Raw genomic sequence first — 25,474 nt, forward strand, 5'->3', positions numbered from 1 at the left:
AACTTCAGGAGAGAGAAATGTCTTCAGTCAGCTACGCCTTTCGCACTACGGTTGCGACCGTTGCCCTGTTCGCAGCCGGACTAGCCACCCCCTCCGCTTTCGCCGCACAGGCCAACATCAAGTCGATGTCGTTCGACACGCAGAGCGCCAACACCACGCTCCACGTCGTTTCGAGCGACAAGCAGAAATGGGACACGCTGAAGAGCGGCACCGTCCAGTTCTGGGGCCACATGAAGATCGATACACGCTGGCCCGGCTACGTTCTGGATGTCGGTGTCGCACTCGGCATCTGCGGACCCGGCCAATGCGGCCCGTTTCCGCCGATCTGGAGCGCGTCGCCGGTCAGCCGTGACTACGACCACCAGGAAAACTTCGCCTTTGATCCGTCCAATATACCCCTGTCATCGGACACCGGCATTGCCATCGTGCCCTTTGGCGACCAGATCATCGCCAAGTGCAACCAGCACCTGCAGGCCGACGGTCCGACGAAATCCTACTCGTTCAGCCACAAATTCGACGCCAGCTTCACGGCGCTTACCGACAAGGCGCTCGACATGGGCAATGCCGTCGCCGAAACCCAGCAGGGCAGCTGGCCCCATCCGCTTTTCGACTCGCACTACGCCGCGCATGGCACCTTCCAGGTGCAGGTCGTCTGCGACCCGGTGATCAAGCCCAATGTCCAGGACATCACTGCCGATTTCGGCGAGTTCGAGGTCGAGAACGTCAAGCTGTTCCTGACCACCTACCAGTCGAACCAACCGGGCTCGACCCCTGGCACGGTCTGTCCCTCGCTGAAGGTCACCAGCCGGGCGCAGGCCAATCAGGCCGGACCGGTCTCGATGCGCATCTGGCGGCAGAAGGACGGCGGACCGATCACCTCCGAGTTCAAGCAGGCGTGGGCATCGTACGACGCGAGCAAGAATGGCTATTTCGCCAGCTATGAGAAATGGGAGAACGTCGGCGCCACGGCCTATTTCCAGTACAAGACCGAGATCGTCGGCAATGGACCGTTCGAACCCTTCGACGGCTGGAAGGACATCACCGTGCATTGCACCGGCGCCGGCGGCGGTGGTTTCACCGACGCCCCGCAGGCCGATCCCGACAATCCGCCGGCAAAGGCCGACTGGCAAGGCGAAGTCACCGTTTCCGACAGCGCAGGAGCGAGAAAACTCTGCCCTCGCAAAGGTCAGGTCGCATTCGAAGTGAGCCGCGACGAGCCCGGCGCGTTTCACTACCGGATCGGCTGTTCGAATGGCGCCTTCTTCACCGGCACCACCGTCGCCTTCAACGATGGCGGCGTCTTCAAGGCAAGTGCTGCACATGATCTCAGCATCGTCAGGACCCGTTCGATCCAGTGCACCCTGCAGGAGATCAAGCAGAACGGCTCCATCGCCAGCGTCGATACCGACAAGGAGGATTTCACCTGCATAAAGCGCACCTCCGAACCGGAGGCCGACGATCTCGTCTCGAGCACGCGGCCGGACTTGGGCAAGCCGAGACTGCCGCCGGTCGTCGTCGATCCCGGCCGCAAATGCCTGCCCAGCCAGACATTGCTGCGTGGCAGATGCATCGACAAGCCGATCGTCGCCGCGTGCAAGAGCACCGAAAAGCTTGTCAACGGCAGGTGCATCGGTGTCAGCATTCACTGCCTGCCAGGCTATCGTCAGGTCGGCTTGAAATGCGTGCGGAACCCTGTGATCGCCGACCAGTGCAGGCGCGACGAATTGCGCATCAACGGCAGGTGCGTGCGCAAGCCTCCCGTCGTCATCGACTGCAAACGCGGCTACCACCTGGTTGGCAAGGCATGCGTGAAGGACGCCGTCATCACCACTGGCTGCCGGACAACCGAAAAGCTGGTGCGTGGACATTGCGTGCCCAAGCCACCCGTCAAGACGTTCAATCTGCAGAGATTGAAGCAAGGCAGCGGCAAGCTGTTTGCGCCGGGATTGGCCAAACCGCGGCGTCACGCGAACTGAAATTTGACGCTACAGACCTGGAGAGGCGGCCCACGGCCGCCTCTCTGCATTGTGTGGATCATCCGCTCACACCGGATTCCTGTCGACAAGCGGCGTCGAGACGATTAGGGCGGAAGCAAGCTCAACAACGGGAAGCGGACATGGCCGGGAAGACCCTGATTGCGCCATCGGTGCTGGCGTCGGATTTCTCGAAGCTCGGCGACGAGGTCGAGGCGGTCGCGGCCGCCGGCGCCGACTGGATCCATCTCGACGTCATGGACGGACATTTCGTGCCCAACATCACCTTCGGCCCGCCGGTGATCAAGGCCATCCGCAACCGCACCAAGGCTTTCTTCGACTGCCATCTGATGATTGCGCCGGCCGATCCCTATCTGGCCGCCTTCGCCGATGCCGGCTGCGACGGCCTGACCGTTCATGCCGAGGCCGGACCGCATCTCGACCGTTCGCTGCAGACCATCAAGGGTCTCGGCAAGAGGGCTGGTGTGTCGCTCAATCCGGCGACCCCGGAAAGCGCGATCGAATATGTGCTCGACCGGCTCGACCTGATCCTGATCATGACCGTCAATCCAGGCTTTGGCGGCCAGGCCTTCATCCCGGCCATGGTCGACAAGGTCAAGCGGGTCAAGGCACTGATTGGCAACCGGCCGATCCGCATCGAGATTGACGGCGGCGTGTCGCCGGAAACGGCCCCTCTGGTCACCGCCGCCGGAGCCGACGTGCTGGTGGCGGGCGCGGCGATCTTCAAGGGCGGCAGCGTCGAAGCCTACCGGGCCAATATCGAAGCCATCCGAACCGCGGCCGACCGGGCTGCCGGCTGATATCGGGTTCAGGAAAATCCCGACAGCTCTGCTCTGTTGGTCTGATCTTTCAGCCACCGAAATCTCCCGGAAAGCGGTCAATTGGCGGCAGTTGCCAGGGCTGACAGTCGCGCCGAGTGAGGCGATCATGGCATCTGGCACTACATATGAAGGCCAAAATCTAGTGTATGAATGCCGAAGGCACCTCCATTGCGGGAGGGGCCGGTTCGGCAATCTGACGCGCGTTAAGAAAAAATTACCCGTATTCCGGAACTCGCAACCGAGAGGTGAAGACGCTAGCCGCGCCGGGAAGCAAAGTTTCTTCACAAGAACAAGTTTTTCACGATATTCGTTACTTCCCCCGGGCTAAGATGTGCAAACCTTCCTCTTTAAGTCGAATATCGTGATCTTCCCCTTGAGCCATGGATGCCTTAGGGCATATAGTACAAGTACAGGGGATTCGTTTGCTTTGCGAACGAGCAGGCGGAGCATGGGAGAGCGATAGGAGTCATATTGACCTACGGATCTGCCGATATGAGCGAAGGCGCGGGGGCCAAGAGCACACTCGCCAGCACGGTCTATCAACAACTTCGCGACGATCTCCTGCGTGGCGTGTTTGAAAGTGAAAGCAAGCTTCGGGTCGAATGGGTGGTTTCCCGCTACGGCGCCGGCGCCTCGCCTGTCCGCGAGGCTCTCAACCGGCTTGCTTCCGAAGGCCTGCTTGGCCGGCACGACCAGCGCGGTTTCTTCATCATGCCGGTCAGTGCACCGGAACTGGAGGAACTGACGCGCACCCGCTGCTGGCTGGAAGAGCGGGCATTGCGCGAATCAATTGCCAACCGCACCGGCGAATGGGAAGAGCAACTGGTGCTGGCCTTGCATCGGCTGGCGCGCGCGCAGCGCCGTTTGCCGGAAGATCCGTCTTCGAACAACCCGGAATGGGAAAAGCTGCATCGCGCCTTCCATCGGGCACTGATCGCAGGCTGCCGGTCGCACTGGCTGACCGGCTTTTGTGACCAGCTTTCCGATCAGGCCTCCCGCTACCGGCTGATCTCCCAGGATGGCAGCGATCGCGACGAAATCGGCGAGCATCGCCTGATCGCCGAGCGCACCGTGGAAGGCGATGCCGATGGCGCCGTCGAAGCGCTGCTCAGCCACTACCGTCTGACGGCGGCCATGTGCATGGAGCGCTTCAACGAGAGCGGCGATGCCCGGGCAAGTGCCCACAAGGCGCTGCGCGGCCGCAGATAGCAACATTTCCGTTTCGATCCGAAATCCGCTGCGGTGGTTTTCCCACAAGCGGTTGTTTTTTTTCGAAGCCATGCGCTAGGGAAGACGCATGAGCAATCACCTGTTCGACGCCTTTCGCGACCGCATGCCCGCGCCCGAGCGCACCCTGATGGAGACCGATGACGGGCGTTCGATCCGCTATGGCGACATGCTGGCGCGGTCGGCGCAATTGGCGCAGGCGCTGAAGCATTTCGGCGTCGAGCCGGGCGACCGCGTTGCCGTGCAAGTCGAAAAAAGCCCCGAATGCATTTTCCTTTACCTCGCCTGCCTGCGCGTCGGCGCGGTCTTCCTGCCGCTCAACACCGCCTACACGCTGGCCGAGCTCGGCTATTTCTTCGGTGATGCCGAACCGCGGCTGGTCGTCTGCGACCCGGCGCGGGCAGGTGATATTGCACCGCTGGCGCAGGCGTCGGGGGCGGTAACCGCCACGCTTGGCAGCAAGGGCGAAGGCTCGCTGACCGAACTGGCCGCGCAACAGCCTGCGGATTTCGATCATGTGGCGCGCGGGCCGGACGATCTGGCCGCAATCCTCTACACATCGGGCACCACCGGCCGCTCGAAGGGCGCCATGCTCAGCCACGAAAACCTGGCCTCCAATGCGCGCGTGCTGGTCGATCAATGGCGTTTCACTGGGGATGACGTGCTGATCCATGCGCTGCCGATCTTCCACACGCACGGCCTGTTCGTTGCGACCAATGTCGTGCTGATGGCCGGCGCCTCGATGCTGTTCGAGCAGAAGTTCGACGCGGGTCACGTTGTCTCGCTCCTGCCGCGCGCAACAGTTCTGATGGGCGTGCCGACCTTCTATACCAGGCTATTGCAGCAGGAAGGGCTCGACGCACAGGCAGCGAAGACCATCCGCCTGTTCATTTCCGGCTCGGCGCCACTGCTTGCCGAAACGCATAAAGCCTGGCGCGAACGCACCGGCCACGCCATCCTCGAGCGCTACGGCATGACCGAGACCAACATGAACACCTCGAACCCCTATGAAGGCGAGCGCCGCGCCGGCACGGTCGGCTTCCCGCTGCCGGGAGTCGCGCTGCGCATCACCGATCCCGACAGCGGCACAGCGCTTGCCCAGGGCGAGGTCGGCATGATCGAGGTGAAGGGGCCGAATGTCTTTTCCGGCTACTGGCGCATGCCCGAGAAAACCAAGGCGGAGTTCCGCGACGACGGCTTCTTCATTACTGGCGATCTCGGCCTCATCGATGCCGACGGCTACGTCCACATCGTTGGCCGCGGCAAGGACCTGATCATTTCCGGCGGCTACAACATCTACCCCAAGGAGATCGAGAGCGAGATCGACGGGCTCGACGGCGTCTCCGAAAGCGCGGTCATTGGCATTGCCCATCCCGATTTCGGCGAAGGCGTTACCGCTGTCGTGGTGCGGGCGCCTGCGTCGCAGATTACCGGGGACGAGATCGTTGGCGCCATTGCCGGCCGGCTGGCGAAATACAAGCACCCGAAGCAGGTCATCTTCGTCGATGAATTGCCGCGCAACACGATGGGCAAGGTGCAGAAGAATGTTCTGCGCGAGACCTACAAGGCTCTCTATAGTCAATAGAAAGCCGGCTAATCACTGCGTTTCAGACGCTCCGCTTGACCACCTGTTCGCGGTTCGGCAGGGCCGTCCCTATCGGCGCGGCTTTGGAGTCCCGGAACCCCACAGGGCGCGGTTCAGCAGGCTGCGTTTGCCCTTGCGCGGGATGAGGTCGACATCGCTGACAAGCTTGGCACCGCCCTCACGCCTTTCCAGGGTGATCTTGCGGCTGTGGAAGGCTTCGAGCTCCGCGCGGTGCGCCACGCTGATGATGGTGACATTGGGCAGTTCGTGGATCACCGTCCCCATCATCGTGTCCTGGCTCTTCTCGTCGAGCGCCGAAGTCGCTTCATCCAGCACCACGATATCGGGGCGATGCAGCAGCAGGCGCGCGAAGGCGAGGCGTTGCTTTTCGCCACCCGACAGCGTCTGGTCCCATGGCGCGTCTTCCCTGATCCTGTCGGTGAGATAGCCAAGCCCCACCTTGTCGAGGGCAGCCTTGATCTGCTTGATCGTCCACTTGTCCGCCGCCGCGGGATAGGCGACCACGCGGCGAAGCGTGCCGATGGGGATGTAGGGGCGTTGCGGCAGCATGAACAGGCGCCTGTCGGCGTGGAAATTGACGCTGCCGCCGCCCCATGGCCACAGGCCGGCGACGGCCCGCACCAGCGTCGACTTGCCCGAACCGGATTCGCCAGCCACCAGCACCCGCTCGCCCGGCTCGATCACGACCTCGGTTTCCTTGACCACGGAGGTGCCGTCGTCGAGTGTCACGGAAAGATTGTCGAGGCTGAGGATGGCGCCGTCTTTGGTTTCGCCCCGGTTGATGCGTCCGAGCGCATCGCTCTGCTCGGCGCGCTCGAGCCCGTCGAGCGACATCATCAGCGAGGCAACGCGCCGCGCGGAGGCGTTCCAGTCGGCGAGACGCGGATAGTTGTCGACCAGCCAGCCGAACGCGCCTTGCACGATGCCAAAGGCAGATGCCGCCTGCATCACCTCGCCAAGCGTCATCGAGCCTTCGAGGAATTTTGGCGCGCACAGCAGGATCGGCACGACCGGCGCAAACAGGCTCGATCCCTGCGACACCGCCGCCGTGCGCATGTGCTGTCCGGTCAGCAGAGCCCACTGCTTCAGCACATGGCCGAAATTCCTGTCGATGCCGCCGCGCTCCTCCTCCTCGCCACCCAGCAAGGCGATGCTCTCGCCGTTTTCGCGCACGCGCGTCAGCGTGTAGCGCAGCTCGGCCTCCGCCTGGTTCTTCCGCTCGGAGAGCTGGACGAAATTGCGGCCGATGACCACCATCGAGGTCGAGGTGATGGCGGCATAGATGATCGCGGTGATGACCAGGAAGCCGGGAACGGTGATGCTCTCGCCGCCGATCGGCAGGGTGAGTGCGCCGCCGATGGTCCACAGCACGACAATGAAGGTCGAGGCCGACAGGAACGCGTTGAGGACGCCGGCGATGAAATCGACCGGCGACTCGGTGGCAATGCGCAGATCCTCGGTCATGCGGGCCTCGGGGTTCTGGTGGTCGCCGCCCACGAGGTTCAGCTGGTAGTAGCGGCCGTTTGCCAGCCAGCGCCCGACGACCCCGGTGGTCAGCCAGGAACGCCAGCGGCGCTGGATCGTCATGCGCAGGTAGACCTGCGCGACGACAAGGCTGGCGCTGCAGATCACCAGCGGCACGAATACGGCGCTGAGGAAATAGACTGTGCGGGCGTTGCGCTGCTCGAGGGCATCGAACATCGAGCGGTTCCAGACATTGATGCCATACTGGAAACCGATGTTGATGCAGATCAGCAGCAGCACCCCGATCGTCAACGGCCAGGCGAGCCTGTCGCCATGCCTTGCCCAGTAACCACGCCCGCTGATCCAGAAACGCTTCAAGAGGTATTTCTTGCGCGCCTGCTCGGCCTCTTCGGGCGTCAGCTGCGGATCGGGTTCGATGGCATCCGGCGGTGGCCCCGCCTGGCCGTCGACCTCCGGCGCTGCGTCGGCGGGCGTTGGCTTCTTTTCGCGCTGCTTCTCCTCGCCCGTTCGTCGGTCGCTCGGCTTCTGTCGTGATGGCTTTTCCCGGCGCGACTTCGCGGCATCGCGCGGTCTGATGCTGCTGACCGGTTTCGATTTGGATTTCGCCTCGGACATACGCCCCGACAACGGCCTCGAAATCAAAAGGTTTCATAGCCTGAGACAACAACAGCCCGTCATTCCAGACCGAGCAGTTCCATGACATGGTCGGCGATTGCCAGGCTTGCCGTCAGGCCAGGGCTCTCGATGCCGAACAGATTGACGATTTGCCCGGCGCCATGATCGGCCGGCCCCTGGATGATGAAATCGGCTGCCGGCTGGCCTGGACCGGATAGTTTTGGCCTGACGCCGGCATAGGCCGGTTGCAACGCGCCATCAGCAAGGCTGGGCCAGTAGCGCCTGATCTCCCCATAGAAGGCAGCGCTTCGGCCGGGATCGACGGTATAGTCGACGTGGTCGATCCATTCGACATCAGGGCCAAAGCGCGCACTGCCGGACATGTCGAGGGTCAGGTGCACACCAAGGCCGCCATGGACGGGCACCGGATAGATCAGCCGTGAAAAGGGCGAGCGGCCGGACAGCGCGAAATAATTGCCGCGTGCCAGCCATAGTGGCGGTACGAGGTCTTGCGGGAAGCCTTCGATGCGTCTGGCCAAGGCCTGGGCATGGAGCCCGGCGGCGTTGATCAAGGCGCCGGCCTTCAGCGTGAAACCCTCGCCATCGGCGTCGCGCGTGTCGATCCGGATACCATCTGCCTCGACAGCCGCGCCGGAGACCGTGGTGAGCATAGCAAAGGATGCGCCGGCTGCCTCCGCGTCGCCGCGCAGCGCCAGCATCAGGGCCTGGCTGTCGACTATGCCGGTCGATGGCGACAGCAGCGCACCGTCACAGGTCAGCGCGGGTTCGAGGCTTTCGGCCTCCGCGCGGGTCAAAAGAGCGAGGTCACCCACTCCGCATTGCGCCGCGTTGATCTGGATCGCATGCAGCCTGTCCAACTGGTCGGGTTCGACGGCAACAATCAGCTTGCCGGTGCGCCGGTGGGCGACGCCGTGCTCGCTGCAGTAGGCATAGAGCAACTCGCGGCCGTCGACGCAGAGCCGGGCTTTCAGACTGCCCGGCGCATAGTGGAGCCCGGCATGGATCACTTCCGAATTGCGCGAACTGATGCCTGTGCCGATGGCATTGGCCTTCTCGACCACCAGCACCTCGCGGCCCGACAGCGCCAGCGCACGGGCAATGGCGAGGCCGACAACACCGGCGCCAGCGACAACGCAATCGACATCATGCATGGGCAAGTTCTCTAGTGGTGAATGGTCCGACCCTGCGCCCGATTAGCGAGGCGCCACAAACGAATATGACTGCATCAGATCAAGCATTGTCTCGGCGCGAATGGAAAGGTTGTCTGGCACATCGATTCGGACATGCAAGACGTCCGTTCCCTGATCGATTCCGAACCAGGCGGCAATCGGATGGGGACCACCGAATTCGCACGATGCCCATCGCGGCGGCGATGCATCTGTGTCTGTTTCCTTGAGATCATCGTCGAGGATCTTGCGCAATCCGGCGTCCAAGGTCGCGCCAGCCATGCGACCAATTTCGTCGATCAGCGGGCTCCAGTTGCCGGCCCAGATCCAACGCTGCACCAAGGCCATCCGCTACGCTCCAACCGGGACCAAACTCTTTGAGTTTTGACCCTAACGTAAAGTCCCGGCAGCGGCAAAAACCCTGTCGCCGCCGATCCACACGCCCTGGACGTCGAGGTCGTCCGACAGCGCGACGATATCGGCTGCAGTGCCGTTGGCGAAACGGCCGAGCCGGTGCGCCTGGCCGACGGCTTGCGCCGGATAGAGCGAGGCCATACGCAAGGCCTCCGACAGGTCGAGCCCGACAATCCTATGCACATAGCGGACGGCGGAGATCATATCGAGATCGGCGCCGGCCAGCGTGCCGTCGGCCAGCCGCAGGCTGCCGTCCTTGCGGTAGATGATGCGGCCGTTGAGCGTGAACGAGGTCATGTCGGTGCCGATCGTCGCCATGGCGTCGGTGACCAGCACGATCCTGCCCGGTCCCTGCTTGGCGCGCAGCGCGATCAGCATCGTGGCAGGATCGACATGGATGCCATCGGCAATGATCCCTGCCGAGAGACCGCCTATGTCGATGGCCGCACCTGCCAGTCCTGGCTCGCGGTTACCGATCTGGCTCATGGCGTTGAACAGATGGGTGACCACGCTGGCGCCGGCTTCGGCAAAGGCTTTGGCCGTGGCGTAGCCGGTGTCGGAATGGCCGAGGCTGACGACGATGCCGGCCTTGGCAAGTGCGGCGACGCGGGCAGGCTCGACGGATTCCGGCGCGATCGTCGTCAGCAGCACCGGCAGGTTTTTGCACGCCGCGATCAGGGCCGCCTGATCGGCATCCGTCATCGGCCGGATCAGCGCCGGGTCATGCGCGCCCTTGCGCGCGACGGAGAGATGCGGGCCCTCGAGATGCAAGCCGAGAAAGCCCGGCAGCTTCTGCCGTGCCGCTTCCGCGCCGGCGGCCATGGCGGCGGCGGTGATCTCAGGCGTATCGGTGATCAGCGTCGGCAGCAGCGCCGTGGTGCCGAATGGCACGTGCGCCCGACAAATGGTTGCCAGCGAAGCGACATCGGGATGGTCGTTGAGCATGACCCCCCCGCCGCCATTGACCTGCAGGTCGACGAAGCCCGGCGCCAGCATGCCGCCGCCGGTGTCGATCCGGGCGACGCCGGAAGGAATGGCGCCGACGGGATGGATGCCTTCGACCACATCGCCGTGCACGAGGAGGGCGGCATCATCATGCCAGTCGTCGCCGTCGAAAATCCGGGCGCCAGTCAGGGCAAAACGGTCGCTCATACGGTTTCCGTCACCTTGCGCAGATTGCGCGGTACATCCGGATCGAGGCCGCGATGGCGTGCGAAGGCCTCGACGAAGCCGTAGAAGGACACGATCAGCGTCAGCGGGTCGGTCAAGGGATGCCCCGTGGCGACATGCGGCAGCGGCCGCGCACTCCTGGACTTGTCTGAGGTTATGAAGACGGCAGCACCCTTGCCGGCAAGGTTGTCGGCAGCCTCGGCCACGGAAGGTTCCGAGGCGTCGCGGGCGGCCAACGCCAGCACCGGAAAACCCGGCCCGACCAGCGCCAGCGGGCCGTGCATGACTTCGGCAGCGCTATAGGCCTCGGCATGCATGCCGCAGGTCTCCTTGAATTTCAGCGCCGCCTCGTTGGCCATCGCTGCGGATGGGCCACGGCCAAGAATGAACAGCGACTGCGGCGTCTCCAATGCGCCGGCCAGCGCCATCCAGTCGCAAGCGATCGCCTTGCTGAAATGTTCGGGCAGGCGGGCAAGCGCGGCCAGCAGCTTGTCGTCGCCGGTGCAATGCGCCATCAGCGCCAGCCCGGCGACCGCAGAGTTGACGAAGGTCTTGGTTGCCGCGACGCTCCGCTCAGGTCCGGCCAGAATGTCGATGGCAAAATCCGAGGCGCGCGCCAACGGCGAATCCGCGGTGTTGGTGATGGCAACGGTGAGCGATCCGCCGGCCCGCGCCGTCTCGGCCATGGCGACGATGTCGGGGCTTTTGCCGGATTGCGAGATCGCCAGGCAGGCTGATCCCGCAAGCTTGAGCTTGGCGCCGTAGATCGAAGCGATCGACGGGCCAACCGATGCCACGGCCAGACCGGCGGTCAGTTCGACGGCATATTTCATGAAAGTGGCGGCATGGTCGGACGAGCCGCGCGCGACGGTGACGATGAAGCTCGGGTCGCGCTCGCGAATGCCGCGGCCGGCCTCGGTCAGCACCGCCGCCGAGCCGTCGAGCAGGCGCGCGACCGCTTCGGGGATTTCGTCGATCTCGCGCCGCATGTGGGTGGTGTTGGGGATCATGGTCGGCCCTCTTCGCTCGGCCCTGTCAGCCGCAGTTCGGCGACGAAATCATAGGCGTCGCCCCGGTAGATGGAGCGGGTGAATTCGATTACCTTGCCGCTCGCGAGATAGGAAATGCGTTCGATGTGCAGGCCGGCAATGCCCGGCGGCACTTCGAGCAGGCGTGCGTCGCCGTCGCCCAGATTGGCGGCCGAAATGCGCTGCACGGCGCGCACCGGCCGGTTGCCGGTCAATTCCAGCGCCGCATAGAGAGAAGAGCCTATCCCGGCGGGGTCGGGCAGCACGCTGGCCGACAGCGAGGCGCGTTCGATGGCCAGCGGCGTGTCGTTGGCGATGCGCAGGCGCGACACACGCGCCACCAATTCGCTGGAGGACAGACCAAGCACCATCATCTCGTCGGGCGAGGGCGCATAGAGGCCACGGTCGAGCCAGGCCGAACGCACCGCCATGCCGCGCCGCGCCATGTCCTCGGTGAAGGAGGTGAGCCGCGAAAGCGACTGCTCGACGCGCTCCATGCGTGGCGCCACGAAGGTGCCGGAGCCATGGCGCTGCACCAGGATGCCGCCCTTGACCAGGTCCTGCACCGCCTTGCGCACGGTGACGCGCGAAATGTCGGCCTTGGTCGCGATGTCGCGCTCGGAAGGCAGCGCGTCGCCCGGTCCGATCAGGCCGCGATTGACGGCGTCCTCGATGCTTTTCCGCAGTTGCAGATAGAGCGGCGCGCCACTTTGCGACGATTGCTTCAGCGTGGCGAAGATCTGGTCGGCGGCCTCGCTCATCGTGCCGCCTCCGCCTTGGCGAAGATACGGGCCGCCATCTGCACGGCGCCGCCCAGCGCATCGTCGAGCGGCGCCTTGAGCAACGCCTGGTAGCGCTGGGAAAGGCGCGGCGCATAAAGCGGCGCCAGACCGCCGAGCAGGCAGAGCGGTGCGCCATCGGAGAGGCCGAGCGCGCCAAGCGATGCCTCGACATCGGCGACCGCCTTGTCGACGATCCAGTTGGCGACGGCGTCGCCCTTCTCGGCATGCTCGAACACTTTGGGCGCGAAGCCGCCGAAATCGCCGGGCTTGGCATTGGTGGTGAACTCGACCACGTCTTCGGGATTGTTGCGGAAGGTGGCCATCATGCTGTCGGTCAGGGCTGAGCGCGGGCGGACACCGTCATGGGCAAGCAGCGTCTGTTCAAGCAGGTCGCGGCCGATGCGGGCGCCGCTGCCCTGGTCGCCGACCTGGAAACCCCAGCCGCCAATGGCGCGTGATACCCCGCCCTTGCGCGCCATATAGGCGGTGCCGGTGCCGAGAATGGCCATGGCGCCGTCACCGGAGCCGACCGCGCCTTCCAGCGCGATCTCGGCGTCGGTCTCGACGCGGCTGATGCTGAACGGCAGAATTGCTTCGAGCTGCTGCCGGTAGGTGCCGACATTGGCGCCGGCAAGACCAAGAATGGCTGGTGTCTGCGGGATCAGGTCCGGATTCTGCCCGGCAGCGATGAAGGCCTGTCGCGCCGACTCGACGATATGAGTGCGGGCGCCGGTGAGATCGGTGCGTATGTTGGCCGCACCGCTTTTGGCACGGCCAATGACCGCGCCATCGCCTGTCGCAAGGGCTGCCCTGCAGCTGGTGCCGCCGCCATCGATACCGAGCACGAAATTCACACGAATTCTCCTCCGGGCGGATAATACCAATAAAATACCAATAGCCAAGGATTAATTTCCGTTTCAAAAAGATTAAGGCGTATTTTATTGAAAAACCTAGGCATTTCGTCGGCTCAGCGATTTCTGGCGTTCAAATCCGTTAATGCGTGTGGACAAGTGGTATTTTTTTGGTATTGTTCCTTCATCGGAGGGACAGGGATGGCCGAACCGCGCACCGAAGCGCTTCACAGGAATGCCGAGGGACTGGATATCCAGGCCCCGGACATCATCCTGTCTTCGCTCGCCAATGCGCAGATCGAGGCCGCCAAGGCCGTCCGCGACGCCATTCCCGCCATCGCCGCCGCGGCCGAGATCATCGCCGGCCGGCTGAACGGTGGCGGCAAGCTCGCCTATGCGGCGGCCGGCAGCTCCGGCCTGATGGCGCTGGCCGACGCGCTGGAATTGCCCGGCACTTTCGGCATCAAGCGCGAGCGCATCGTCATCCTGATCGCCGGCGGCGACGAGGCCTTCAAGACCTTGGCCGGCGGGCCGGAAGACGACACCGACGAGGCCTCGGCGGCAGTTGCCGGCGCTGGCATCGGCAAGGGCGACTGCCTGATCGCCATTTCAGCCAGCGGCTCGACGCCCTATGCTGTTCAGGCGCTTAAGGATGCGCGCGACCGTGGCGCGGCGACCATCGCGATTGCCAACAACAAGGACACGCCGCTGCTCAGGCTGGCCGACGTCGCCATCCTGCTGGAGACACCGCCGGAAGTGATTGCCGGCTCGACGCGCATGGGCGCCGGCACCGCGCAGAAGATCGCGCTCAACATGCTGTCGACGCTGACCGCCATCCATCTCGGCCATGTCCATGACGGCTACATGGTCAATCTCACCGCCGACAACATCAAGCTGCGCGATCGCGCGGCCCGCATCGTCGCCGCCATCAGCGGTCACGACCGGCAAGATGCCGCGCGCCTGCTCGAGCAGAGCGGCGGCGTCGTCAAAACAGCCATTCTGCTCGCCGCCGGCGCTGCCAACGCCGACGTGGCCGAGAAGATACTGGAACGGACCGGCCAGAAGCTCAGGCCAGCCCTTTCCGCGATCGAGGGGAACAAGGGCGCCAAGGCCTCTGTTCTCAAAACCGAACCTGAAAAAGGTCAACAGGGAGACTAGCATGACAACGAAACTACTGACGGCACTGCTTCTCGGCACCAGCATTCTCGGCACCGCCGGGTTGGCTCATGCCGCTGACGTTACCCTCAACATCGAAAGCTGGCGCGGCGACGACCTCACCATCTGGAAGGACAAGCTGATCCCGGCCTTCGAAGCCAAGAACCCCGGCATCAAGGTGGTGTTCGCACCCTCGGCGCCGACCGAATATGACGCCGCACTCGGCGCCAAGCTCGCCGCCGGCTCGGCTGGCGACCTGATCACCTGCCGCCCGTTCGACAAGTCGCTCGAACTGTTCAAGAAGGGCAACCTTGCCGATCTCAGCGCGCTGCCCGGCATGGAAAACTTCTCGCCGGTCGCCAAGGCCGCCTGGCAGACCGACGACGGCAAGTCCAGCTTCTGCGTGCCGATGGCCTCGGTCATCCACGGCTTCATCTACAACAAGGACGCCTTCGACAAGCTCGGCATCAAGGTGCCGACGACGCGTGACGAGTTCTTCGCCGCGCTCGACAAGATCAAGGCCGACGGCACCTACATTCCGATGGCGATGGGCACCAAGGATCTCTGGGAAGCCGCGACCATGGGCTATCAGAACATCGGCCCGAACTACTGGAAGGGCGAAGACGGCCGCGCAGCCCTGATCAAGGGCGAGCAGAAGCTGACCGACGCCGACTGGGTCGCGCCCTATGCTGAGCTTGCCAAGTGGAAGCCATATCTCGGCGACGGCTTCGAAGCCCAGACCTACCCGGACAGCCAGAACCTGTTCACCCTCGGTCGCGCTGCCATCTACCCGGCCGGCTCGTGGGAAATCGGCCTGTTCAACACCCAGGCGCAGTTCAAGATGGGCGCCTTCCCGCCGCCGGTCGAGAAGGCCGGCGACACCTGCTACATCTCCGACCATACCGATATCGGCATGGGCCTGAATGCAGCGTCGAAGAATGCCGATGCGGCCAAGACCTTCCTGTCCTGGGTCGCCTCGCCGGACTTCGCCACCATCTACGCCAATGCACTGCCGGGCTTCTTCAGCCTGAACTCCAACCCGGTGAAGATGGAAGACCCGCTGGCGCAGGAATTCGTCTCCTGGCGCGACAAGTGCAAGTCGACGATCCGCTCGACCTACCAGATCCTGTCGCGCGGCACGCCGAACCTTGAAAACGAGACGTGGGTTGAATCGGCCAACGTCATCAATGGCACCGATACGCCGGAAGCTGCCGCCAAGAAGCTGCAGACCGGCCTCGACAGCTGGTACAAGCCGGGCAAATAAGGCTCCAACGACAGACCGGCCGGGCGCGTGCCCGGCCGGCCTTCAACTTTACAGATTGCGATTGTCGGCACTGCCTCTCGGCCTTACCCTCTCGTCTGTGGGGAAAGGCTAGCTGACCAGTCGCAGGCCTTCGTCCTGCCCATGCCGGGGTAAGGACATCAGGGCCGTGCATCGAGGCATCATCTGGCATCGATACCCTTTTGGAACCGAGAGACGGCGGGGACCGCACTCATGGCCGCAGAAACACGACCGAAACGACCGTTCCGCTGGCATATCGGCGTCTTCCTGGCGCCGGCGCTGCTGGTCTATACGGCGATCATGATCCTGCCGCTGGCCGGCACACTGCAGCTGTCGCTGTTCCGCAATATCGAGCAGCACCAAGTGTTCGTCGGCTTTGCCAATTTCCGCACTCTGTTCGGTGACCCCAACTGGTCGGTCAATTTCTGGAATGCGCTGCGTAACAACGTCTGGTTCTTCATCATCCACATGCTGGTGCAGAACCCGATCGGCGTCATGCTGGCGGCATTGTTGTCCAGCCCGCGGCTGAGGTTCGCTGCCTTCTACCGCACGGCGATCTTCGTGCCGACCATCCTGTCCTTCGTCATTGTCGGCTTCGCCTGGAAACTGATCCTGTCGCCGCTCTGGGGCGTGGCGCCGCATCTGATGGACCTGGTCGGCCTGAAAAGCTTCTTCACGCCATGGCTTGGCAAGGAACAATACGCGCTGACCGCGCTCAGCCTGATCTCGGTGTGGCAGTTCATCGGCATCCCGATGATGCTGATCTATGCCGCCTTGCTGTCGATCCCCGAAGAGGTGATCGAAGCCGCCGAATGCGACGGCATCACCGGCATGTCGCAGTTCTGGAAGATCAAGCTGCCGCTGATCCTGCCGTCGATCGGCATCATTTCGATCCTGACCTTCGTCGGCAATTTCAACGCCTTCGACCTGATCTACACCGCGCAAGGCGCGCTCGCCGGGCCTAACTATTCGACCGATATTCTGGGCACTTTCCTCTACCGCGCCTTCTTCGGCTTCCAGCTGCAGGTCGGTGACCCCAATATGGGTGCGGCGATCGCCACGATGATGTTCCTGATCATCCTCGGCGGCGTCTGCGTCTACCTCTTCCTCGTCCAGACGCGCCTGCGTCGCTACCAGTTCTGAGGGGCGCCAGATGAGCACCGCAACCCGTTCCCTGCCGCGCACCATCGGCGCCCACGCGATCCTGCTGACCTACACGGTGATCGCGCTGTTTCCGGTGATCCTGGTCATCATGAACTCGTTCAAGTCGCGCGCCGGCATTTTCAGCGAACCGCTGACGCCGCCGACGCCAAAGACCTTCGACCTGATCGGCTACAACACCGTGATCGGCCAGGGCGATTTCATCCACTATTTCCAGAACAGCCTCGTCGTCACCGTGGCCTCGCTGTTCTTCGTGCTTCTGTTCGGCGCCATGGCGGCGTTTGCGCTGTCGGAATACCGCTTCCGCGGCAACACGCTGATGGGGCTTTACCTCGCGCTCGGCATCATGATCCCGATCCGGCTCGGAACCGTCGCCATCCTGCAATTGATGGTGGCGAGCGGGCTGGTCAACACGCTGACGGCGCTGATCCTGGTCTACACCGCGCAGGGCCTGCCGCTGGCCGTCTTCATCCTGTCTGAATTCATGAAGCAGGTGTCCGACGATCTGAAGAATGCCGGACGCATCGACGGCCTGTCGGAATACACGATCTTCTTCCGGCTGGTTCTGCCGCTGGTCAGGCCGTCCATGGCGACGGTCGCCGTCTTCACCATGATCCCGATCTGGAACGATCTGTGGTTCCCGCTGATCCTGGCTCCGTCGGAAGAGACCAAGACGGTGACGCTCGGCGCGCAGCTGTTCCTCGGCCAGTTCGTCACCAACTGGAACGCCATCCTGGCAGCGCTGTCGCTGGCGATCATGCCGGTGCTGATCCTCTACGTCATCTTCTCGCGGCAGCTGATCCGCGGCATCACCTCCGGAGCCGTCAAGTGAGTTTAGAAAAGCCCCTTCGCGTTGTCGTCGCCGGCCTCGGCAATATGGGCCGCAGCCATGCGCTGGCCTATCACACCAATCCGGGCTTTGAGATCGCAGCACTGATCAACCGTTCCGACGTGCCGCTGCCGGACGGTCTGTCGGGTTATGGCATCAAGCGCTCTTTTGACGACGCATTGCGTGACGAAAAGCCCGATATCGCCTGCATCGCCACCTATTCCGACAGCCATGCCGACTACGCGGTGAAGGCGTTCGAGGCCGGCTGCCACGTCTTTGTCGAAAAGCCGCTGGCAACGACGGTGGCCGACGCCAAGCGCGTCGTCGCCGCGGCCAAGGCCAACGGCAAGAAGCTGGTGATCGGCTATATCCTGCGCCACCATCCGTCATGGGTCCGGCTGATCGCCGAGGCGCGCAAGCTCGGCGGCCCTTACGTGTTTCGCATGAACCTCAACCAGCAGTCGTCAGGCCCGACCTGGCAGACGCACAAGCAGTTGATGCAGACGACCTCGCCGATCGTCGACTGCGGCGTTCACTATCTCGACGTGATGCTGCAGATCACCGACGCCAAGCCGGTCGAGGTGCGTGGCATGGGGCTGCGGCTGACCGAGGAAATCGCGCCGACCATGTACAATTACGGCCATCTGCAGGTGCTGTTCGATGACGGCTCTGTCGGCTGGTATGAGGCCGCCTGGGGACCGATGATCTCGGAAACGGCGTTCTTCGTGAAGGACGTGATTTCGCCCAATGGCTGCGTGTCGATCGTCATGAAGGAAGGCGTGAAGTCCGATGACATCGACACCCACACCAAGACCTCGACCATCCGCCTGCACAGTGCAGCGACCGGGGCGGACGGCAAATTCGCCAGGCCGGACGAAATGCTGTCGATGGAAGGCGAGCCCGGCCACCAAGACCTCTGCGACCTCGAACAGGCCTTTGTGCTGAAGGCGATCCGGGAAGACATCGACCTGACCCGCCACATGGACGACGCCGTAAAGTCGCTCGCCGTCTGCCTTGCCGCCGATGAGAGCGTGCGCAGCGGCGCCGCCGTCAAACTCTAGAGCTAGGAACAAATATCGTGGGCTCGCTGGTAATCGAGAATGTGAAGAAGGCCTTCGGGCCGGTGGAGGTGCTGAAAGGCATCAACCTCGAAGTGACGGATGGTGAATTCGTCGTCTTCGTCGGCCCGTCGGGCTGCGGCAAGTCGACTTTGCTGCGGGTCATTGCCGGGCTGGAGGATTCGACCTCGGGCCGGGTGGTCATCGACGGCGCTGATGTCTCGGCCACGCCGCCAGCAAAGCGCGGCATCGCCATGGTGTTCCAGACCTATGCGCTCTACCCGCATTTGACGGTGAAGAACAATATGGGCTTAGGCCTGAAACAGGCGGGCACGCCGGCCCCAGAGATCGAGCGCCGCATCGGCATTGCCTCGTCGATGCTGTCGCTGGAGCCTTATCTCGAGCGGCGGCCGGCCGAACTGTCGGGCGGTCAGCGCCAGCGCGTCGCTATCGGCCGCGCCGTGGTGCGCGAGCCGAAACTGTTTCTCTTCGACGAACCGCTGTCGAACCTCGATGCGGCGCTGCGCGTCAACACGCGGCTGGAGATCGCGCAGCTGCACCGCCGGCTGAAGGCGACGATGATCTACGTCACCCACGACCAGGTCGAGGCGATGACGCTGGCCGACAAGATCGTCGTGCTCAATGCCGGCAAGATCGAGCAGATCGGTGGCCCGATGGAACTCTACAATTCGCCGGCAAATGAATTTGTCGCCGGCTTCATCGGCTCGCCGAAGATGAATTTCATCGACGGCGCGCGGCTGGGCGAGACGGCCAAGACCATCGGCGTGCGGCCTGAACACCTGACGGTCGACGCCAAGTCCGGCGCCTGGAAGGGCACGGTGGTGCATGCCGAGCATCTCGGCGCCGACACCAACCTCTATCTCGACTGCGAAAAGGCCGGGCTGATCACCGTCCGTATTTTCGGTGTCTACGATGCCGAGCCCGGTGCAACGCTGTACGCGACGCCAGAGCCGGGGAAGACCTACCGGTTTGGGGCAGACGGGAAAACGATCAAGTAATCCGCTGCGGGCAGCAACACGGCGATCACACCGCGCCGAGCAGCACCGCGCCGTGAATGGCCGCCTGCCAGCCCAGGGCCGCCCAGCGTATGTCCAGAGGCTGGACAAGAAGCGAGTGCGGCAGGCTGTCCGCGACGCGCTGCTTGAGCGTCTGGCGGGGATAGGACTTCATGTCGACGATGCCGCCGCCGATCAGGATCGTCTGCGGGGAAAACAAAGCGGCTGCCGTTGCGATGGTCACCGCTTGCTGCCAGACGATCTCGTCGAGCCATTCGCGCAGCGACGGCGGCTGCCCGGTCGCCGAAAACAGATCGGCCACCGGGATGTCGTAGTCCGCCGCAAGGTCGACGAGCGTTGCCCCCGAGGCATAGGTCTCGACCCGGTTCGGTGGTCCGCTCTCGTCGGGCCGGTAGATCGGCATGTGGCCGATTTCGAGCGCCCAGCCGCCGCCCCTGAAAATGCCATCCTTGCCGAGATAGGCCGCACCGATGCCGGTGCCGAGATAGACCGCCAGCACCTCCTTTTGCTGCTTCACCGCGCCTGCAACGCTTTCACCCAGCAATTGCAGCACGACATCGCGTTCAAGCCGAACGGGAATGCCAAGTCTCGAAGCCAGTTCGGTGCCCAGCCGGATTCCGTTCAATTCGGGAATGTTGGCCGTGTGCAGCACCGTGTCGAAATCGCGGTCGATGAAACCCGGCACAGTCGCAACGACGCGCGCGGGCTTGAGACCGGCATCGCGACAGGCCGCGGTGACAGCGTCGGCCAGTCCCGCCACCGGCGCGCCCTGGCGCAATTGCGCGGTCGGATAGGTGCGGGCGAAATCCACCGGATTGCCGTGGTCGGCGAAGCCAACCTTGACCGACGTGCCGCCGATCTCGACCACGGCAATCGTGTCATCCGTCGTACTGTCGGTCATGCCAGCGTTTCCAGAAATTCCGAAAGGCAGGCGCGAAATTCCCGTCGATAGGCGACGCGATCCTGCGACTTGGCGGTGATGGTGCAAAGTCGGGCGGACGGAATGAGCCTGGCCAGCGCCTGCGCGTCCGCCAGACGATGGACGAGATCATGGCCATGACCGATGACCAGGGTCGGCACTGCAATAGCGCGGATGTCGGCCTCGCTGACGCCGGGACCATCGCCCGCGATTGCCACCAGCAGCCTGCCGAACAGAGCCGGGTCCGGGCGAGTGAAGAAGCCTTGCAGGCTCACGAGATTGTCCGGCGCCAGCCTGGCCAGTTCGGCTGATACAGGGCTTTCATCGAACAGATGCCTGGCTTGTTCAGGTGAATGGCGCATTAGAAGGTCGCCGACCACGGCATAGGGTTTCATATTGGCCGGCGCCGGCTCGGACACCCATGCAGGCCGTGCCAGCACCAGCGCGCGCACGCGAGACGGCCGGTGCACCGCCAGGCGCAGCGCCAGCGCCGCGCCCATCGAGATGCCGCCGACAACAGCCGGGCCGATGCCGAGATCGTCTGCCAGTGCTTCTACGTCCTCGGCAAAGGTCGCGATCGAAAGCCGCTCGACCGGCCCGTAGCCGGACCCACCCTGGCCCCGGCATTCGAGCGTCACGCGCCGTGTCTGCGGCAGATCGGGAAACACGTCGGCGACCTGCGCCTCATCGCCGCCCAGCCCATGCTGGAAGATGACGGGAAGGCCGGCGCCGACGTCCCGGTAGGCAAGGTCGACGCCATCGCGGTTGAAGGTCGTTTTCACGCTTTTCCGCTTTCTTCGAGGACGCCGCGAAGGAAGGCGCCGACTTCAGGCGCCTCGGCTTCCGTCAGACCATGCGTGATCAAAGGCCCGTCGAAGCTTGCGGCTTTCAGACGGCTAATGAAATGCGGGAAGTCGACGACTCCTTGTCCGGCGGCGGCGAAACTGCCGTCGGCATGGCGGTCCTTGGCATGAGCCATGCCGATCTCCACGGCCAGCAGATCGACAGCCTCGTCGATCAGGCGATGACGCTCGGTTATGTCTGCCGCTTCGAACAGATTGGCCGGGTCGAGCACGACGCGCAGGCGCTTGCTGTTCATCTCGTCGAGCAGTCGGCGAGCCGCCTTCGCACTGGAGACGACATTGGCCAGTTCCGGTTCGATGCCAAGCTCGATGTCGAAGCGGTCGGCAATCGCGATCGCCGCTTCCATTTCCGCCCGAAGGTCGCTCCAGGCGGCCTCTGTGGCATTGTCGGGGTGCCAGCGCCACTGATCCTGCGCATCTCGGGTGCCGGTGCAGAGCGTGATCAGCCTTGTGCCCATATCGGCGCATGATGCCGCGAGCACCTCAAGCCGGGCAAGACCTGACACACGAACCCTGCGATCCGGATGGATCATGTTGTAGGTTCCCGACACGGCCGCAATCGAAACACCGGTCTTGCCGCTGGCCTCAGCGACGGATCGGGCCGCATCGGGCTCGATGCTGTCCGGCATCGACGGCAGGCCAAGGCAGGCCATATTGAATTGCGCCGCCGCGTAGCCGGCATCCGCCACCGCGCGCAGCACCGGCAAGGCGCCAGTGGCGGCGAAAGTCTTGGCGAAGATACCAAGCTGCATCACACAACCCCGTCGACATCGGCGAGATTGACGGCGCGGCCGCCGGCAGCGGCGGAGCGGGCGATTGCCGCCATGCCCCTGACCGATGCGATGCCGTCGTCGATGCCGGCGCCGACCATGGGCGCGCCATTCAGCACGACATCGGCAAAGCCTTCGAGCTGGCGGCGATAGAAGTGGCCATCCGCGCCAAGCGTGCGATGCCAGCTGCCATCGGCCTCGCGGAAAATGTCGACCTCGCTGCTCTTGTAGTACCAGGGGTTATAGGTCTTCGCGAGAACGCTGCCGTTCTGGCCGTAGATCTGGAACCCTTCGTGCCAGTCCATGCGCACGGCCACCGTCAGGTCGAGGTGGCCGACCGAACCGTCGGCGAAGATGGTGGTGACGAACCAGCAAAAGGCGCCATAGCGTTCGGTGAGCCGGGCCTCGACCGCCTCGATCGGGCCATGCAGATGGCGTGCCGTGTCGAGCAGATGGCTGCCATGCGCCAGCATGTAGTACTGGCGCAGATCCGCCTTGGGATTGACGGAAGGCTTGCGCGCCTTGGCGCTGGTGATGATCAGCGGCTGCACCGCATCGGTCATCGGATAGCGGTGGGTGCTGTCGCAATACCAGCCCTTGAACGCCAGCCGCTCACCCATCTCGTCGTCGACGAAGGCTTTAGCCGCCTGGATGCCGGGATCGAAGCGCTTCATATGGCCGACCTGAAGCACCTTGCCGCTCTTGTCGAGCGCAGCCCGCAAGCCTTCAACCTCCTCGATCGAAACGCCCAGCGGCTTCTCGCACAGCACGTGCTTGCCGGCATCGAGCGCCAGTTCCGCGGCCTTGACGTGAAACGTATCCGATGTCGCGATGATGACGGCATCGAGGTCGGGATCGGCCAGCATCTGGCCATAGTCGGCATAGGATTTCTCAGGCGCGAAAGTGGCGGCCATCCTGTCGCGCAGATCGTCGGCGACATCGCAAATCGCATAGAGATCGGCATTGCGCGCCTTGGTGCAGGATTCGAAATGCGCCGCCTGTGCAATCGGGCCGCAGCCGAGCACGCCGACACGCAGCCGCTTTTCATCTTTGCGAGGCATGGATTCTTCTCCTGATTAGCGCGCGGCGAGGCCGCGAAGCTGAAATTGCGGATCGCCCGACAAAGCTGCCTGGTGCAGCAGGCAGGCAGCGCCCAAGGCCGGGCCGTCGGCACCGACGCGCGACAGTTCGACCGTGGGAACGGGATAACCTTCGGCGAGGAAGTCCAGCAGGAAAGCTTCCACCTGTTCGGCGACAAAGGGATAGACGGCATTGACCGAGCCCGAGAGGATGATGCGCTCCGGCTGCAAGGTGCAGGCAAGCGTCGCCAGGCCGCGGCCAAACCAGAGCGCCCAGTCGCGCGCCGTGGCGATGGCAGCCGGATCGCCCCCGGCAAGGGCTGCGACAAACTCATCCACGCCGGCGCGCCGCCCGCTTATGTGGAGGTAGCGGGCGAGCAGCGCATCCTTGCCGACATAGGATTCAAGCCGGCCCGGGCGCTTGGCGTCGAAGACGAAACCTTCGTCGCCAATGCGTAAGTGCCCGATTTCGCCGGCGCCGCCGAGCCGTCCGCGATGCAGCCTGCCGGCATTGATGATGCCGCCGCCAACGCCGTTCTCGATCAGGATGACCAGGGCGTCCTCATCGTCCTGTCCCGGCTGTGCCCGGTATGTCTCGGCCACCGCGACCGCATTGGCATCGTTTTCCAGGAGGATCGGAAAACCATCGCCAAACGCGTTGCCCAAAAGCTCCGCCAGATTGACCCCGTGCCAGCCAAGGATGGTGGCATGGTATGAAACGCCATCAGCGGCGGGGAAGCCGGGCACGGCGACGTTGAGCCCGTAGGGGCGCGCACCCGCAGGTAGTTGCAAGCGGATCTCTCCGACAAGCTCCTTGATAATGGCGACCGCCGCTTCAGGCGTGCTGCCTGGGCCGGCAAAGGCCCTCGAGGCGCCGGCACGCTGCGCGCCGGCAAGGTCGACGGCGACCGTCGCGATCCAGTTCACCCCGATATAGGCGCCAAGGAAGAAGCCGCCATTGCCTTCGATCTCGACCAGGATACCGGGGCGGCCGACCCGGCCCTCGCCATCTTGCTCGTCATCCGCTCCATCCGATCGCTCGCGCGCCAGACCGGCTTCGGTCAGGCCGAGCACCAGGGCGCCAGTGGTCGATCGGGTCAGGCCGAGGTCGCGCGCAAGCGCTGCCCGGCTCAACGCGCCGGCTCGAAACAGCGCCGCAAGGGCCCGCGTTTCATTCGGCCGAAGATCGGTCGACACCAGCACATTTTCCTCCGCGATTTGTTTGATTGACATACTAATCGACTTCCTCTGTGATTTGAAAGGGACAAAATAGAGTGCAATGCAACAAAATATTTGGCCTTCCGAGCCTATTGACCGGCGTTTCGATCAGTGATTTGTATCCAAAACTTACAAATTGGCATGGGAGGATGCGATGCCGGTTCTAGCGCGTCTCGAACATATCGTGAAGGATTTCGGTGCCGTCCGCGCGCTGGACAATGTCTCGCTCGACATCAATGAGGGCGAGGTTCTCGGCCTGATGGGCGACAATGGCGCCGGCAAGTCGACGCTGGTCAAAACCATCGCCGGCAATTTCCAGCCGACGTCTGGCACCTATGTGCTGGAAGGCAAGCCGGTGCTGTTGTCGGGGCCTGCGGATGCGCGCAGGCACGGCATCGAGGTCGTCTACCAGGATCTGGCGATTTGCGACAATCTGACGGCGTCGGCCAATGTCTTCCTCGGCCGCGAGATCATGAGGCAACTTGGCCCGCTGAAGGTGCTCGACCACAAGAGCATGAACCAGCGCTCGGCCGAGATCTTTCGCGAGCTGAAGTCGGAGACGCGGCCCGCCGATCTCGTCGTGCGCATGTCGGGCGGCCAGCGGCAGGCAGTGGCCATCGCACGGACCCGGCTGGCCAAATCCAAGATCGTGCTGATGGACGAGCCGACCGCGGCGATCAGCGTCAGGCAGGTCGCCGAAGTGCTGGCGCTGATCCGGCGTATGAAGGACCAGGGCCTTTCGGTCATCCTGATCAGCCACCGCATGCCCGACGTGTTCGAAGTTTGCGACCGCGTCGTGGTGATGCGCCGCGGCCGCAAGGTCGCTGACAAGCCGATCGCCCAATCCAGCCCCGAAGAAGTGACCGGCCTGATCACCGGCGCCATCCAGACCGCCTGAAACAGCCTCGCCACGGAGCTACGCC

The 25,474-nt window shown here is 63.7% G+C and carries 23 protein-coding genes; 11 read left to right on the forward strand and 12 right to left on the reverse strand.

The window, feature by feature from the left end; genetic code table 11:
* Positions 1-17 precede the first annotated feature (17 nt).
* The 4 genes from AC1DYJ_RS00320 (at position 18) to AC1DYJ_RS00335 (ending at position 5,627) form a co-directional block, all read left to right on the forward strand.
* The gene (locus tag AC1DYJ_RS00320; RefSeq protein ID WP_477278954.1) at positions 18-1,976 is read left to right on the forward strand and encodes a hypothetical protein; all 1,959 of its coding nucleotides are present in this window, start codon (positions 18-20) and stop codon (positions 1,974-1,976) included.
* A gap of 140 nt (positions 1,977-2,116) precedes the next feature.
* Positions 2,117-2,794 carry a ribulose-phosphate 3-epimerase gene (gene rpe, locus AC1DYJ_RS00325; RefSeq protein ID WP_477278956.1) on the forward strand — a complete coding sequence of 226 codons (678 nt, stop codon included), beginning with the start codon at positions 2,117-2,119 and terminating at the stop codon, positions 2,792-2,794.
* Between the two features lie 492 nt (positions 2,795-3,286).
* Positions 3,287-4,024, forward strand: coding sequence for a GntR family transcriptional regulator (locus AC1DYJ_RS00330; protein ID WP_477278958.1), 738 nt, complete (start codon positions 3,287-3,289; stop codon positions 4,022-4,024).
* Positions 4,025-4,112: 88 nt separating this feature from the next.
* Positions 4,113-5,627, forward strand: a complete 1,515-nt coding sequence (locus tag AC1DYJ_RS00335) for a malonate--CoA ligase (protein WP_477278960.1) — start codon at positions 4,113-4,115, stop codon at positions 5,625-5,627.
* 69 nt (positions 5,628-5,696) lie between these two features.
* Here the strand turns inward: AC1DYJ_RS00335 and AC1DYJ_RS00340 are convergent, their stop codons facing one another.
* From AC1DYJ_RS00340 to AC1DYJ_RS00370, 7 genes are read right to left on the reverse strand one after another with little or no spacing between them, the layout of a single operon-like run.
* On the reverse strand, positions 5,697-7,748 hold the full coding sequence (locus tag AC1DYJ_RS00340; RefSeq protein ID WP_477278962.1) for an ABC transporter ATP-binding protein/permease: 2,052 nt from the start codon (positions 7,746-7,748) through the stop codon (positions 5,697-5,699).
* A 59-nt stretch (positions 7,749-7,807) separates the two neighbouring features.
* Complete coding sequence (locus AC1DYJ_RS00345; protein WP_477278964.1) at positions 7,808-8,920, reverse strand: NAD(P)/FAD-dependent oxidoreductase; 1,113 nt, start codon at positions 8,918-8,920, stop codon at positions 7,808-7,810.
* Positions 8,921-8,962: 42 nt separating this feature from the next.
* On the reverse strand, positions 8,963-9,283 hold the full coding sequence (locus AC1DYJ_RS00350; RefSeq protein WP_477278966.1) for a hypothetical protein: 321 nt from the start codon (positions 9,281-9,283) through the stop codon (positions 8,963-8,965).
* A 42-nt stretch (positions 9,284-9,325) separates the two neighbouring features.
* Complete coding sequence (gene nagA / locus AC1DYJ_RS00355; RefSeq protein WP_477425893.1) at positions 9,326-10,501, reverse strand: N-acetylglucosamine-6-phosphate deacetylase; 1,176 nt, start codon at positions 10,499-10,501, stop codon at positions 9,326-9,328.
* Complete coding sequence (locus AC1DYJ_RS00360; protein ID WP_477278970.1) at positions 10,498-11,529, reverse strand: SIS domain-containing protein; 1,032 nt, start codon at positions 11,527-11,529, stop codon at positions 10,498-10,500. Before AC1DYJ_RS00360 ends, nagA begins: the two co-directional genes overlap by 4 nt.
* Entirely contained in the window at positions 11,526-12,308 is a 783-nt protein-coding gene (locus AC1DYJ_RS00365) for a GntR family transcriptional regulator (protein WP_477278972.1), read from the reverse strand. Before AC1DYJ_RS00365 ends, AC1DYJ_RS00360 begins: the two co-directional genes overlap by 4 nt.
* On the reverse strand, positions 12,305-13,183 hold the full coding sequence (locus tag AC1DYJ_RS00370) for a glucosamine kinase nucleotide-binding domain-containing protein (RefSeq protein WP_477278973.1): 879 nt from the start codon (positions 13,181-13,183) through the stop codon (positions 12,305-12,307). The genes AC1DYJ_RS00365 and AC1DYJ_RS00370 overlap by 4 nt, the downstream gene beginning before the upstream one ends.
* A 198-nt stretch (positions 13,184-13,381) precedes the next feature.
* Between AC1DYJ_RS00370 and AC1DYJ_RS00375 the strand changes: the two genes are divergently transcribed.
* The 6 genes from AC1DYJ_RS00375 to AC1DYJ_RS00400 all read left to right on the forward strand — a co-directional run bounded on the left by AC1DYJ_RS00375 (position 13,382) and on the right by AC1DYJ_RS00400 (position 19,684).
* Positions 13,382-14,338, forward strand: coding sequence for an N-acetylmuramic acid 6-phosphate etherase (locus tag AC1DYJ_RS00375; RefSeq protein WP_477278975.1), 957 nt, complete (start codon positions 13,382-13,384; stop codon positions 14,336-14,338).
* A 1-nt stretch (position 14,339) separates the two neighbouring features.
* The gene (locus tag AC1DYJ_RS00380; protein ID WP_477278977.1) at positions 14,340-15,599 is read left to right on the forward strand and encodes an ABC transporter substrate-binding protein; all 1,260 of its coding nucleotides are present in this window, start codon (positions 14,340-14,342) and stop codon (positions 15,597-15,599) included.
* A 231-nt stretch (positions 15,600-15,830) separates the two neighbouring features.
* Complete coding sequence (locus AC1DYJ_RS00385; protein ID WP_477278979.1) at positions 15,831-16,760, forward strand: carbohydrate ABC transporter permease; 930 nt, start codon at positions 15,831-15,833, stop codon at positions 16,758-16,760.
* 10 nt (positions 16,761-16,770) lie between these two features.
* Positions 16,771-17,610 carry a carbohydrate ABC transporter permease gene (locus AC1DYJ_RS00390; RefSeq protein ID WP_454575885.1) on the forward strand — a complete coding sequence of 280 codons (840 nt, stop codon included), beginning with the start codon at positions 16,771-16,773 and terminating at the stop codon, positions 17,608-17,610.
* Positions 17,607-18,668: a Gfo/Idh/MocA family protein gene (locus AC1DYJ_RS00395; RefSeq protein WP_477425895.1), complete on the forward strand. Its 1,062-nt coding sequence runs from the start codon at positions 17,607-17,609 to the stop codon at positions 18,666-18,668. Before AC1DYJ_RS00390 ends, AC1DYJ_RS00395 begins: the two co-directional genes overlap by 4 nt.
* Positions 18,669-18,685: 17 nt before the next feature.
* Positions 18,686-19,684: an ABC transporter ATP-binding protein gene (locus AC1DYJ_RS00400; protein ID WP_477278983.1), complete on the forward strand. Its 999-nt coding sequence runs from the start codon at positions 18,686-18,688 to the stop codon at positions 19,682-19,684.
* A gap of 25 nt (positions 19,685-19,709) precedes the next feature.
* On the opposite strand, the gene AC1DYJ_RS00405 is transcribed toward AC1DYJ_RS00400, so the two are convergent.
* Genes AC1DYJ_RS00405 through AC1DYJ_RS00425 form a run of 5 tightly spaced genes read right to left on the reverse strand, consistent with a single transcriptional unit; the run spans position 19,710 to position 24,566 of the window.
* On the reverse strand, positions 19,710-20,603 hold the full coding sequence (locus AC1DYJ_RS00405; protein WP_477278984.1) for an ROK family protein: 894 nt from the start codon (positions 20,601-20,603) through the stop codon (positions 19,710-19,712).
* Positions 20,600-21,403 (reverse strand): alpha/beta fold hydrolase, encoded by an 804-nt coding sequence (locus tag AC1DYJ_RS00410; RefSeq protein ID WP_477278986.1) that lies wholly within the window; start codon positions 21,401-21,403, stop codon positions 20,600-20,602. The genes AC1DYJ_RS00405 and AC1DYJ_RS00410 overlap by 4 nt, the downstream gene beginning before the upstream one ends.
* Positions 21,400-22,236, reverse strand: a complete 837-nt coding sequence (locus AC1DYJ_RS00415) for a sugar phosphate isomerase/epimerase family protein (RefSeq protein WP_477278988.1) — start codon at positions 22,234-22,236, stop codon at positions 21,400-21,402. Before AC1DYJ_RS00415 ends, AC1DYJ_RS00410 begins: the two co-directional genes overlap by 4 nt.
* Positions 22,236-23,315 (reverse strand): Gfo/Idh/MocA family protein, encoded by a 1,080-nt coding sequence (locus AC1DYJ_RS00420; protein WP_477278990.1) that lies wholly within the window; start codon positions 23,313-23,315, stop codon positions 22,236-22,238. Before AC1DYJ_RS00420 ends, AC1DYJ_RS00415 begins: the two co-directional genes overlap by 1 nt.
* A gap of 15 nt (positions 23,316-23,330) precedes the next feature.
* Positions 23,331-24,566, reverse strand: a complete 1,236-nt coding sequence (locus AC1DYJ_RS00425; RefSeq protein ID WP_477278992.1) for an ROK family transcriptional regulator — start codon at positions 24,564-24,566, stop codon at positions 23,331-23,333.
* A 139-nt stretch (positions 24,567-24,705) separates the two neighbouring features.
* On the opposite strand from AC1DYJ_RS00425, the gene AC1DYJ_RS00430 reads away from it, so the two are divergent.
* Entirely contained in the window at positions 24,706-25,449 is a 744-nt protein-coding gene (locus tag AC1DYJ_RS00430) for an ATP-binding cassette domain-containing protein (RefSeq protein WP_477233461.1), read from the forward strand.
* The last annotated feature ends 25 nt before the right edge of the window (positions 25,450-25,474 follow it).

Source organism: Mesorhizobium sp. P2_B11, from assembly GCF_056404855.1.

Coding starts and splice junctions, on each gene's coding strand:
- AC1DYJ_RS00320 (WP_477278954.1), top strand. CDS start 18: ATGTCTTCAGTCAGCTACGCCTTTCGCACTACGGTTGCGACCGTTGCC.
- rpe (WP_477278956.1), top strand. CDS start 2,117: ATGGCCGGGAAGACCCTGATTGCGCCATCGGTGCTGGCGTCGGATTTC.
- AC1DYJ_RS00335 (WP_477278960.1), top strand. CDS start 4,113: ATGAGCAATCACCTGTTCGACGCCTTTCGCGACCGCATGCCCGCGCCC.
- AC1DYJ_RS00340 (WP_477278962.1), bottom strand. CDS start 7,748: ATGTCCGAGGCGAAATCCAAATCGAAACCGGTCAGCAGCATCAGACCG.
- AC1DYJ_RS00345 (WP_477278964.1), bottom strand. CDS start 8,920: ATGCATGATGTCGATTGCGTTGTCGCTGGCGCCGGTGTTGTCGGCCTC.
- AC1DYJ_RS00350 (WP_477278966.1), bottom strand. CDS start 9,283: ATGGCCTTGGTGCAGCGTTGGATCTGGGCCGGCAACTGGAGCCCGCTG.
- nagA (WP_477425893.1), bottom strand. CDS start 10,501: ATGAGCGACCGTTTTGCCCTGACTGGCGCCCGGATTTTCGACGGCGAC.
- AC1DYJ_RS00360 (WP_477278970.1), bottom strand. CDS start 11,529: ATGATCCCCAACACCACCCACATGCGGCGCGAGATCGACGAAATCCCC.
- AC1DYJ_RS00365 (WP_477278972.1), bottom strand. CDS start 12,308: ATGAGCGAGGCCGCCGACCAGATCTTCGCCACGCTGAAGCAATCGTCG.
- AC1DYJ_RS00375 (WP_477278975.1), top strand. CDS start 13,382: ATGGCCGAACCGCGCACCGAAGCGCTTCACAGGAATGCCGAGGGACTG.
- AC1DYJ_RS00380 (WP_477278977.1), top strand. CDS start 14,340: ATGACAACGAAACTACTGACGGCACTGCTTCTCGGCACCAGCATTCTC.
- AC1DYJ_RS00385 (WP_477278979.1), top strand. CDS start 15,831: ATGGCCGCAGAAACACGACCGAAACGACCGTTCCGCTGGCATATCGGC.
- AC1DYJ_RS00390 (WP_454575885.1), top strand. CDS start 16,771: ATGAGCACCGCAACCCGTTCCCTGCCGCGCACCATCGGCGCCCACGCG.
- AC1DYJ_RS00405 (WP_477278984.1), bottom strand. CDS start 20,603: ATGACCGACAGTACGACGGATGACACGATTGCCGTGGTCGAGATCGGC.
- AC1DYJ_RS00415 (WP_477278988.1), bottom strand. CDS start 22,236: ATGCAGCTTGGTATCTTCGCCAAGACTTTCGCCGCCACTGGCGCCTTG.
- AC1DYJ_RS00420 (WP_477278990.1), bottom strand. CDS start 23,315: ATGCCTCGCAAAGATGAAAAGCGGCTGCGTGTCGGCGTGCTCGGCTGC.
- AC1DYJ_RS00425 (WP_477278992.1), bottom strand. CDS start 24,566: ATGTCAATCAAACAAATCGCGGAGGAAAATGTGCTGGTGTCGACCGAT.
- AC1DYJ_RS00430 (WP_477233461.1), top strand. CDS start 24,706: ATGCCGGTTCTAGCGCGTCTCGAACATATCGTGAAGGATTTCGGTGCC.